The organism is Paenibacillus sp. BGI2013, from assembly GCF_002843485.1.
Classification (GTDB): Bacteria; Bacillota; Bacilli; order Paenibacillales; family Paenibacillaceae; genus Paenibacillus; species Paenibacillus amylolyticus.
Genome location: NZ_PJFA01000030.1, coordinates 1 through 1,548, shown reverse-complemented (window position 1 = coordinate 1,548; position 1,548 = coordinate 1). Strand labels below are relative to the sequence as shown.

Sequence of the window (1,548 nt, the reverse complement as noted above, 5' to 3'; positions counted from 1 at the left end):
AACAAAAACCAGCTAATGTTTGTCAAGCATTTCTGGTTGGATGAGTTCTCTTTTCGTGGTATACTTTTTCCGACCAACACGAATAACCTCCACGGGTATGGAGGTTTTGGTTAAATATGGATTACACTTGGTAGGGCTGGCCTTTCTGCAAGATGGCGAAAATGTGATGTAACAGCTTGTTTGCGCAGGCGATCACGGCCACCTTGTAGGGCTTGCCCTCGTTTCTTTTTTTCTCGTAGTACGAACGGATTCTTGCATTCGCATTCTTTCGCATTCCACATTGCACCGCTAAATATAGTGAACGTCTGAGCCTTTTAGAGCCTCGTTTCGTAATTCGTGTACTTGTCGCTGTGAACTTTCCTGAACTGAAAATCCCTGGGTCAAGGCCCGCAAACGCTACAAGTTGCTTCGCATCACTAAACTGTTTCACATCACCTAGTTCAGCTACAATGGCTGCGGCCAGTTTCGTTCCAATTCCCGGGATACTTCTCACCAGTCCGACTTCAGGCAGATTTTCTGCAAGTTCCTCCATTTGTTTTTCGAGTTCCTCCAGTTGCCGAATCATCGTCAACAATAAAGAGACCATTCCGAGCAGTGCCTTGCTTTGAGCGGGGCTACGCCGAATTTCTCTCCATTCATCCAGTACTTCCTCCAGTTTTCTCGCTTTTTCATTGGTCCATCGCTTGGAATGGGATCGTCCCGAATTACCCTGAATGACTTCATTCCAATTCGTCACACTTCCCTCCAAACAATGAGACAGCACCGTCAATGATGTTGTTGAAAACACATTGTAAAATATCTGCTCATACGTCGGAAAAACTTGCTCCAGCAAGGCTCTGCTGTTCAGCTTCGCCTGCACAAAGATTCCCGTGACAAACTCATGCTGCCGAGTCAAATGCTGTAGCTCTGTAAACGTCTCATCCCAATTTCGATGCGGCTTCACGTCGCCGCGATAGTACATCTCTGCCAGATGCCAAGCATCTGCAGCATCTGTTTTAACTTTGCGTAACTGCGTTCCCTTCGCTCGCTTGGATTGCAAGGGATTCACAATGTAGTAGGTGTAGCCACTCCGATTCAGACAGGACACCAAGGCACGATGGTAATGCCCAGTCGCCTCCAAAACAACCACTGGAGCAACACCCGTTTCGGCTTGAAGGGCCCCTAACATCTCCGTGAATTGTTCGAATCCACTCGCAACATGCTCAATGACGATAGCTTTACCAACGGGCTCATTTCGTTTTTGAAACGCCTGTATCACACTTGAACCTTTAGCGACATCTACACCAACAACAGGTTCCATGCCCTCACTCCTTATCTTTCGTTTCGCCGGTCCTTTCCACGATGGTTCCAAACCCATAGCTTCGCTTGTTATACGGGGTCAACTGCCCCTACCAGCCCAAACATGGTCTTTTGGAGGTCGTGGGAGAACTGTTTTTGTTACGAGGTCCTAGCCCCTAAAACCGCCACGTTCTCCCGGCTTCCCCCATCGTAAAACGACCACAAAAAAAGGCCAACCAGTAATTACTGGCTAACCTGACAATACGAAAA

At 47.7% G+C, this 1,548-nt stretch carries 1 protein-coding gene; it reads right to left on the bottom strand.

The genetic code is table 11. The features are described from left to right. Nucleotides 1–121 precede the first annotated feature (121 nt). Nucleotides 122–1,300 carry an IS110 family RNA-guided transposase gene (locus CXK86_RS31670; protein ID WP_076254983.1) on the bottom strand — a complete coding sequence of 393 codons (1,179 nt, stop codon included), beginning with the start codon at nt 1,298–1,300 and terminating at the stop codon, nt 122–124. Between the last annotated feature and the right edge of the window lie 248 nt (nt 1,301–1,548).

Bases quoted from the DNA above. Each gene is read 5' to 3' on its own strand.
- CXK86_RS31670 (WP_076254983.1), bottom strand. From the start codon at position 1,300: ATGGAACCTGTTGTTGGTGTAGATGTCGCTAAAGGTTCAAGTGTGATA.